Origin of the sequence: Sandaracinobacter sp. (genome assembly GCF_041909755.1) — a bacterium.
Lineage (GTDB): Bacteria > Pseudomonadota > Alphaproteobacteria > Sphingomonadales > Sphingomonadaceae > Sandaracinobacteroides.
On sequence record NZ_JAYRCW010000099.1, the window covers coordinates 1 to 8930 of the forward strand.

Annotated in this window: 7 protein-coding genes and 1 pseudogene; 1 reads left to right on the plus strand and 7 read right to left on the minus strand. The window is 62.5% G+C overall.

The window, feature by feature from the left end; genetic code table 11:
- The first annotated feature begins 442 nt into the window (after positions 1–442).
- A complete protein-coding gene (locus tag ACE3O8_RS11560; RefSeq protein ID WP_374389893.1) occupies positions 443–1378 on the plus strand; it encodes a hypothetical protein in 936 nt (311 codons plus the stop codon).
- 559 nt (positions 1379–1937) lie between these two features.
- Here ACE3O8_RS11560 and ACE3O8_RS11565 read toward each other — a convergent pair.
- From ACE3O8_RS11565 to ACE3O8_RS11595, 7 genes and pseudogenes are all read right to left on the minus strand, one after another.
- On the minus strand, positions 1938–2291 hold the full coding sequence (locus ACE3O8_RS11565; RefSeq protein WP_374389895.1) for a hypothetical protein: 354 nt from the start codon (positions 2289–2291) through the stop codon (positions 1938–1940).
- Between the two features lie 19 nt (positions 2292–2310).
- Complete coding sequence (locus ACE3O8_RS11570) at positions 2311–2613, minus strand: RHS repeat-associated core domain-containing protein (protein ID WP_374389897.1); 303 nt, start codon at positions 2611–2613, stop codon at positions 2311–2313.
- A 225-nt stretch (positions 2614–2838) separates the two neighbouring features.
- On the minus strand, positions 2839–3816 hold the full coding sequence (locus ACE3O8_RS11575) for an RHS repeat-associated core domain-containing protein (protein WP_374389899.1): 978 nt from the start codon (positions 3814–3816) through the stop codon (positions 2839–2841).
- Positions 3817–3917: 101 nt separating this feature from the next.
- The gene (locus ACE3O8_RS11580; protein ID WP_374389901.1) at positions 3918–4358 is read right to left on the minus strand and encodes a hypothetical protein; all 441 of its coding nucleotides are present in this window, start codon (positions 4356–4358) and stop codon (positions 3918–3920) included.
- Positions 4359–5248: 890 nt separating this feature from the next.
- The gene (gene cysN / locus ACE3O8_RS11585) at positions 5249–7174 is read right to left on the minus strand and encodes a sulfate adenylyltransferase subunit CysN (protein ID WP_374389903.1); all 1926 of its coding nucleotides are present in this window, start codon (positions 7172–7174) and stop codon (positions 5249–5251) included.
- Positions 7174–8091, minus strand: a pseudogene (cysD, locus tag ACE3O8_RS11590) (sulfate adenylyltransferase subunit CysD); the annotation flags it as partial. The gene cysN and the pseudogene cysD, both read right to left, overlap by 1 nt.
- 108 nt (positions 8092–8199) lie before the next feature.
- Positions 8200–8930, minus strand: a 731-nt coding sequence (locus ACE3O8_RS11595) for an FAD:protein FMN transferase (RefSeq protein ID WP_374389905.1), incomplete at its 5' end; no start/stop codon positions are given.

Consider the following 8930-nt stretch of genomic DNA (forward strand, 5'->3'; position numbering starts at 1 on the left):
AACGCTGCCGCCACTTCCGCCAGCGAGGCGTCATGAATTCCTGGCGGCAGAACCGGCCAAGGTGCATCTGCAGCGACGCTGACAAGAGAAGGTATCACTACACAACGATATCGTTGTATGCTTACATTGTCTAGTTCCGAATGACTCACGCTTCCATCTGGCGCCCTTCAAAGCCAATCCCCCGCCCAGCCCTTTGCTGCCACACCGGATCCTCATCGGCCCCGTAGAACGCGCACTCCGCGACGACGCCGTTGCGATCGATCACCCCGCGCAGGAGTCCTCACCGACGCAGCCGCGGCAGACCCGTTCCACATCCTCGTCGTCACCAATGTCCGACATCGCGCCCTCCGGGCGGCGCTCTTCCATCGCATCACGATATTGCAATATTACGTAACATGGCATAATTACGTCAAACAGTAATTCTACGTGAATGGATGTTGCCATGGAGTTCCGCTCGCCCGCCGTCGCCGCCCAACAGAACGCCCAGGCAATCACCTACCTAACCAAGAACCTGAGCGATCAGGATGCCGGTCGCGCGCTGGTAGACGAACTGATCCAGGAGTTGGGCGGTGCGGTGGATCGCTATCCTGACTGGCACCCGATCCTGACCGCACCCACCCGGGGCACGTCCGAGCAGCCGTCCAGCCTGACCGAAGTGAAGGCCTATGCCGGCGTCGACCACACCCAGGAGTTTGTCCGTGGCTTCGTCACCTGCCCCTATTCGCGTGAGCGGGCTGACAGGCTGGTTGAGACTGTAGGAAAAATCACGGGCCTATACGCCCGCCGGTTGGATGCTCCACTCTATGCGGACAATGCCCATCCCGTCGTAGTCGTCGCGATGAACGTGGAACTGGAGGCTGACGGCACCATCCGCAGCCGTGACGCCATCGCGTGGTTCTCCCAGAACACCGCCGCGGCCGCCGACGGCGCGCAGGTGGCCGAGACGTGGTGGAACATTCGCCCGAACATCCTTGGCGGTCCACACGGCTCCCGCTCGTCGCTATTCGTGAACCAGCATGCCGGCCTCCACATGCGCAAAATCCTGGAGGCGATGAACGCCAGTGGGATGTTCGGCCCCATCCTCGAATTCTCGCTCGACATGCTATCCCCCAAGAAGCGGGGCGCGATCGCCGGTACACTCTTGCGCTCCGCCATCGACGCATGGGACGGCGAGAGCCCGTCATTCGAGTTCGAACTGCGCGGCGAGACCTGCAAGGCTGGCATACGCGATACCTGGGGCGACGGAATGGAGCTGTCGATACGCGTCGAGATCGGCAACCACGACCTTTACGTGTCGGGCTTCCATTATCCCAAGGACGACAAGATCACACATTCCGACCCATCCGGGCGACGGGATATCGCGGAGAAGTTTCAGTAGCCGGGCCTGTCACACTCTCGATGTGGCCTCGTTTCCCCTGCCAACCCTTCGACCGTCGCCGGGCTAACGAACGGCAGCTTTCGGGATTATCTTTGGGCGGCTCCAACTTCAAAAAGGCGCCTGACTCTTTGGTCAGGCAAATCGCAAATGCATGGTTCCAGCGTGGCGATAACCGCCAAAACTGCATGGGCACGGCGTATGCTGGACTTACAACCATAATAGGCCCCAACGATAGACAGCGTCCGCTTTGCCCATTTCGGCCTCTCAATAGCCTACAGTCCGGACTGCCCGACGAAGCTGCCGGCCGCAGTACCGATAGGTTGCCTGATTTCGCGGCAGCGACAATGTAACCCGTTCCGGAGCCACCTGTTTACCGCAACGCAAATTGAAGGGGCGGCAAGAATACCCGGCCGCCCCTCCTGCGCTATTCGCTGGCCTTCATCCGCCACCGCCAGGATCGGCACAGCGCTGGGCGCACCCAAGGCGGTTCACACTCCATGCACAAAGGGAGTCCGCAAATCCAGTCCATTCCGGTCAATCGCACAAACAGCATTGATCATCACCTCAACCGGACAGAAGTGGACCAACCCTTGAGTCCGAGATTCTCGACCCTCTTCTTGTAGGCTTGCCACATCTCAAGGCTGCGTCGCAGCATAGATATATCCCAACCCAAATGGCTGCCAGCGTCGATCAGCGCGGTCGCATAGCATTCCACAAATTCTTCCGAAGACATCCCAGATTGTTCGAAAAGCTCCGCGACCTCCGTCGGGATTCGGAACTGGTGCCAGTCATCCAGTTCCGGGAACGGGCACTGGGCACGATACGCGGCTGAATACACGCGCCGAAAACTCTCGCGCCCCCCGAGCGCCAGTTGATCTTTCACCCAGCGCCGGATCTTGGTGGGGTCCATCATGTCCAGGTCCTGCAGGCGCTTATCCGATGGGGTCTGTCTGCAGGAACCGGCCGAGCGACGGGGAGTAGATCCGGGCCTTGTAGTAATACATGCCCAGCTCCGGGATCCAGGCCTGTCCGGTGTACTGGAACCGACCGACGTTGGCGGGGCCGGGGATGCCATATTGTGGCTGCGCCACGCCTTCGGCTCCATCATAGCTGTTGATGTTCGTCACCGTGCCAGACCCGTTCGACACCGCGATGATCGACCCCCGCTCGTCCGCGTGCAGCCAGCGCCTGTCGCCGGTGCCCGAGCCCTCATACCACAGCAATGGCTCGTCCACACCGGGGCCGTGACCATACTGAAGCGCCCTATCTTTTGGATCGAATGAAGGCCCACACCGCCCTAGGTAGAAAGTAGGCACAGCCCAAAACTGAAGCAGCTGCTATGCCCAGATACACATTAGTTAGAATAGGATATTGCGATATCCAATCGCTCGCGACCTGTGAGATCACGATAGTTGCCAAGAAGAAAAGGAAAGATACTGCTGCCCCTATGTAGACGGACTTTACTTGCATATTCTGAACTCAAACGGGATGGCATCCACCGCTCGTCCTACGAGATTGCTGATAATCTCGCCGCCGAAGCTCTTGGGTATGCGACTGGATACTACTCTGCTAGTCAAGTCGGATACCGCTGCCTTGCCCGAGCCACCGGCAAGCGTAAGCAGTGCCCCTCCTGTCCCTATTACGCCACCGCCCGCCGTGACATTAGCGCCACCAGTAGCAATCGAGCCACCAAGCAAAACGCCACCAGGAGCCAAAACCACTGTACTAGCGCTCGCCCCCGCGACCGCGAGCCCACCACCTGTGATTACCAGTCCTGCAGTAGTGACATCCCCGCCAAGCTTTACGCCATAACTGCCCAGTTTTTGAAGGCCACGTTGAGCAAGATTGCAGGGTGGCGGATCGTCATTCGCACTTTGCGGCCTTCCCCCTCCTCCCCCACTACCGCCTCTCGAAAACACGCGAAGGGGGGTGGAAACAAACCGCAGTATATCTACGATCATGAGCTCGCCATGAAGGCCCACATTGCAGACGCTGCCGTCTCCCGGCTGACAGATTTCCGATCGAACGATAATGTCCGGAGACGGAATGTCTGGGGCTTCGGTTGCATTTGAAGCCTTGGGATCGGTCGCCAACCCCGTAGAATCCCTTCCATTCACCGGATCCCCGCCCACATAGGCATAGATATTCATGCCATCGCCATATCCGATGGGGTCCGTCTGCAGGAAGCGGCCGAGCGTGGGGGAATAGGCCCGGGCCTTGTAGTGGTAGAGCCCGAACTCGGGGAGCCAGGCCTGGCCGGTGTACTGGAACCGGCCGATGTTGGCGGGGCCGGGGATGCCATACTCATCATAGCTGTTGATGTTCGTCACCGTGCCAGACCCGTTCGACACCGCGATGATCGACCCCCGCTCGTCCGCGTGCAGCCAGCGCCTGTCGCCGGTGCTGGTGCCCTCATACCACAGCAGCGGCTCGTCCACACCGGGGCCGTGCACATAACGGCGAAGCAACGGGCCACCCAAAAGAGATGTGCAGACAACAAGTTATGGCACCCCAACCAGCGGGCAGGGTGCCATTCCTTCTATCTTGCTTTCGCAAAATCTACCGCCTCCCCAACGTCCGAGCTGTCCTTGAGAAGGAGGCCATAGGGATACGCCGCACCTTCCCGACACAGCCGCAGAGCGCGACCGTCCGAGCCTAACAGCGCGATGCCATAGATCACGGTCTCGATCTGGCCCTCATGCCAAAAGCTCCATTCCGTGATGCGGACCTCCCTAGGGGATACCTCCGCGTATTGACCTTCCTGCTCACTAAGCCAGACCTTGATCCTATCGCTTGTCAGGTCTGACCTAGTGATCTTGACGGGACCAATATCCTTCTCGTTCTCAGTCAATGAGTACACCGTATAGATGCCGCCAACGAGGGCCACCAACGATGATACCTGCCGATCCCCCCTAATTTCCTCAAAGGGGACTATTATCTTCTCTGCGTTGAGAAGAATATCATTCACCCGGTCGGACACATATTCCCCTTTCCACCCCTGAAGTGAATTGTTTCAGGAGTACGAAGCTGGAAGGTGTTGGCAGGTATATCTATTCGATAGCGCAAATCTGCACCAAGCCGGAGCTGTATTCCGCTAGGGTAGGAGCGCGAAAGAACATTAGGCCGAGTGATATCCGGGAAGGTTCGGCTCGGCACGTTGCGCCCGTTCAGCACCTGAAGCAGCGAGAGGGTCAGCGCCGAGACAATCCCAGACTCATAACTCTGCGTCTGATAGCCCGATCCGTGAAGGACTTCGGGTAGCGAGAAGAATGACTGTTCGATGAGCACCGGCCGATTCATCCCGTGTTAGTGACGGTCAATAAATTTATCTGGCAGAAGCAAGCGATCAATTACTAGAATATGCAAACGGCGGGTGACGCTCGGCGACAACTCATCGGTCAATTCATTTTACAAAATCCGGGGTAGGCAGATATGATTGACTTGGCCGCTATGTGGACGGCCCCGGTGCGACGAGCCTCTGGTGTGGTATGAGGGCTCCGGCACCGGCACAAGCGCTGGCTGCATGCGGACGAGCGGGGGTCGATCATCTCGGTGTCGAACGAAATTGCGGGGACATTATACTCACTCGTCATACTTCAACTCTAACCATGGCCTTCACCCCTCGAACTTCAGACTTCTCGTCCCTTCCAAGCCAAGCCATGTAACCTAGGCACGGCGCGCTTAATCAGCGAAGTCCAGTTCGCGGCGGACTGCTTCCACCGCCAGCTTTTTCTGCTCACGGCGAAGCCTCCACAGGGGGCGGCCCATTTGGGCCGGCGCGCGGTCGGGCTTGCGGGCCCTTGCGGGCCTGGGTTGGGGTTGTTCGCGGCGAGGGCTGTGCCGGAGGCTGGCCCCGGCGCACCGCCCGCCTCAATCGCCCAGCAGGCGGTCCACGATCAGGTCTGCGGCCTGTTCCGGGGACAGGGCCTGGGTGTCGATGCGGATTTCCGGGGCTTCGGGGGCTTCATAGGGGCTGTCGATGCCGGTGAAGTTCCTGAGCTTGCCTTCGCGGGCCTTGCGGTAGAGGCCCTTCACGTCGCGCGCTTCCGCGACGCTGAGCGGCGTGTCGATGTGGATTTCCAGGAACTCGCCTTCGGGCAGCATGGCGCGCACCATGTCGCGCTCGGCGCGGAACGGGCTGATGAAGGCGGTGATCACGATGAGGCCGGCATCCGCCATCAGCCGCGCCACTTCGCCCACGCGGCGGATGTTCTCGATCCGGTCAGCCTCGGTGAAGCCCAGGTCCTTGTTGAGGCCGTGGCGCACATTGTCTCCGTCGAGCAGGAAGGTGTGCCGGTTCATCCGGTGCAGCTTCTTTTCGACGAGGTTGGCGATGGTGGACTTGCCCGAGCCGGACAGGCCGGTGAACCACAGCACGGCGGGCTTCTGGTTCTTCAGCGCGGCCCGCGCCTCGCGCGTGATGTCCAGCGCCTGCCAGTGGACATTCTGCGCCCGGCGCAGCGCGAAATGCAGCATGCCGGCGGCAACCGTGGCGTTCGTCAGCTTGTCGATCAGGATGAAGCCGCCCAGCGCGCGGCTTTCGGCATAGGGTTCGAAGATGATGCGCCGGTCTGTCGCCACCTCGACGACGCCGATGGCGTTCAGCTCCAGCGTTTTCGCGGCGAGATGTTCGAGGCTGTTGACGTTCACCTGATATTTGGGCGGCTGGATCGTGGCCGACACCGTCTGCGTGCCGAGCTTCAGCCAATAGGCGCGGCCGGGCACCAGATCGGCCTCGTCCATCCACACCAGCGTGGCTTCGAACCGGTCCGACACTTCGGGCGGGGCGTCTGCCGCGGCGATCACGTCCCCGCGCGAGCAATCCACCTCGTCGGCCAGCGTCAGGGTGACGGACTGGCCGGCGACCGCGACATCCAGATCGCCATCCATCGTGACGATGCGGGCGATGCGGCTGGTCTTGCCCGAGGGGAGGATGCGCACCGCATCCCCCGGGCGGATGCTGCCGCCCGAAACCAGCCCGGCAAAGCCGCGGAAATCGAGATCGGGGCGGTTCACCCACTGCACCGGCATGCGGAACGGGCGCGCCTGATCGGCGACGGCGTTTACCTCCACCGTTTCCAGGTGCCGGATGAGGCTGGGGCCCTGATACCAGGGCGTGTTGGCAGAGGGCGCGGTGATGTTGTCGCCCCGGAAGCCGGAGATCGGGATGGCGGTGAAGCCGGTGATGCCGATGCCCTGCGCGAAGGCGGCGTAATCCGCGACGATCGCGTCGAAATCGGCCTGGCTGTAATCCACCAGATCCATCTTGTTCACCGCCAGCACCAGGTGGCGGATGCCGATCAGGTGGGCGAGCCAGCTGTGACGCCGCGTCTGGGTGAGGATGCCCTTGCGCGCATCGACGAGGATCACGGCGAGGTCGGCGGTGGAGGCGCCGGTGACCATGTTGCGGGTATATTGTTCGTGGCCCGGCGTATCGGCCACGATGAACTTGCGACTTTCGGTGGCGAAGAAGCGATAGGCGACATCGATGGTGATGCCCTGTTCGCGCTCTGCCGCGAGGCCGTCGACCAGCAGGGCGAAGTCGATCTCCTGCCCCTGCGTGCCGACGCGCTTCGAATCCGCCTCCAGCGCGCTCAGCTGATCTTCGAAGATCATCTTCGAATCATAGAGGAGCCGGCCGATCAGGGTGGACTTGCCATCATCCACCGAGCCGCAGGTGATGAAGCGCAGCAGCGACTTCTGCTGGTGAAGCCTCAGATAGGCTTCGATATCCTCGGCGATGAGGGCATCGGCCTGATAGGCCGGGGCGGCCTCCGTGCGGGGGGCGTCGGCCATCAGAAATAGCCCTCCTGCTTCTTCTTTTCCATGCTGGCGTCGCCGGCGTCCCTGTCGATCACGCGGCCCTGCCGTTCCGACGTGGTGGTCAGCAGCATTTCCCGGATCACGTCGTTCAGCGTCGCGGCCTCGCTTTCGACCGCGCCCGTCAGCGGCCAGCAGCCCAGCGTGCGGAAGCGGACCGACCGTTCGACGAGATCGGGCCGGTGGCCCAGCACCTGTTCCATCCGGCCTGGATCGTCGGCCATGAACAGCTGGCCATCCTGCACGAAGGTGGGGCGCGGGGCCGCGAAATAGAGCGGCACGATCTCGATCCCGTTCAGCTGGATATATTGCCAGACGTCGAGTTCGGTCCAGTTGCTGATGGGGAAGACGCGGATGGATTCACCCTTTGCCTTGCGGGCGTTATAAAGGTTCCACAGCTCCGGCCGCTGCGCCTTCGGGTTCCAGCCATGGGCGCGATCCCGGAACGAGAAGATGCGTTCCTTCGCCCGGCTCTTTTCCTCGTCGCGGCGGGCGCCGCCGAAGGCCGCGTCGAAATTCCAGTTGTCCAGCGCCTGCTTCAGCCCTTCCGTCTTCCACATGTCGGTGTGGAGCGGGCCGTGCTGGAAGGGGTTGATGTTGCGCGCCTTCGCCTCGGGGTTCTGCCACACCAGCAGCTCCATCCCGGCGTCCTTCGCGGCCTTTTCGCGCAGGGCGTACATGTCGCGGAACTTCCAGCTGGTATCCACATGCAGCAGCGGGAAGGGCGGCGGGGCGGGGAAGAAGGCCTTTTTCGCAAGGTGCAGCATCACCGCCGAATCCTTGCCGATGGAATAGAGCATCACCGGGCGTTCGGTTTCGGCCACGACTTCGCGGAAGATGTGGATCGCTTCGGCTTCGAGCCGGTCCAGATGGGTGAGCAGGCGGGTCAAATCAGTCTCCTGTCCAGCGACATAGACCTGCGGCGGTGGGGGTGGGAAGAAACTTCCCCCTTAGGCCCCTAAAGAGCCGATGAGCCCGAACGGAGGAGCGGGCGGCGGCCCCTAGCCCAGCATCCGGGCGAGCGCGGGCGTCAGCCGTTCGCGGAACGACCCGCCTTCGCGCAGGATGATCTGCGCCGCGAGGCCCTGCGAGGCGGCCCATTCGAAGCCGCGATCCGGGCCGAGCACGGTGATCGCGGTTGCCTGCGCGTCGGCCTGCATGCAGCGCGGCCCCAGCACCGCGACTGAGGCGACGCCGTCCGCGATGGGCGCGCCGGTTGCGGGATCGAGACTGTGCGAGAGGCGCTGGCCGCCCTGCATCAGCGCGCGCCGGTAATCGCCGGACGTTGCGACGGACAGCCCCGCCAGCGCCACGCGCAACGGGGCGAGCGCGGCGCCGGGCGGCTGCTCGATCTCCACCCACCAGGGCTGGCCGTCGGGGCGGACGCCCTCGCCGCGATATTCGCCGCCGATGCCGATCAGGAACTGCGTCGCGCCCGCCGCCAGCAGCGCTTCGGCCGCCCGGTCCACCGCCTGCCCCTTGGCGATCGCGTTCAGGTCCAGCGCGACATCGCCCGGCTGCGTCAGCAGGTTCCCTTCCAGCTTCAGGCCGCGCCAGCCCCCGGCCCGCGCCCCTTCCCGGGCGCCGCCGGGGCCGAACCCCCATTTGTCGGACAGCGCGGCAAGCCCCGGATCAAAGGCCCCTTCGCTTGCCTGCGCCACGTCCAGCGCAGTCGCCACCACCTCGGCGAACCCGGGGGAGAGGCGCATCGCGGTTCCGGCCGCCGCCCGGT